Source organism: Salifodinibacter halophilus (genome assembly GCA_012999515.1).
Classification (GTDB): domain Bacteria; phylum Pseudomonadota; class Gammaproteobacteria; order Nevskiales; family Salinisphaeraceae; genus Salifodinibacter; species Salifodinibacter halophilus.
In genome coordinates this window covers 1-263 of the sequence record JABEEB010000335.1, presented here as the reverse complement: position 1 = coordinate 263, position 263 = coordinate 1, and the positions used below count along the sequence as shown (strand labels likewise).

Below are 263 nucleotides of genomic sequence, written 5' to 3'. Positions count from 1 at the left end.
AGACGATGTCCGGATGCGGGCTGAAGACGTCGTAGGGCAGCGTCTCCCAATCCGGGAACGGCAGCACCGGCAGCGCACCGTCGGCCGCGCCGGCGACGCCGAGCAAGGTGCGCAGGTCGGCTTCGAGCTGGTGCGCGCCGTGGTTGTCGCGGGTCACCGCCAGCAGCGGGCCGTCGTGTTCGCCGGCGGCGCGGGCGATCGCCCACGCCAGCGCGGAAGGCGAGGCCGGCGCGCGCCACCAGGCGCGCTGCTGGCCGGTTTTG

Annotated in this window: 1 protein-coding gene; it reads right to left on the bottom strand. The window is 74.9% G+C overall.

Annotated features, from left to right (window positions below; all coding sequences use genetic code 11):
* A partial coding sequence (locus HKX41_11910; protein NNC24839.1) for a hypothetical protein occupies nucleotides 1-263 on the bottom strand: 263 nt, incomplete at both ends.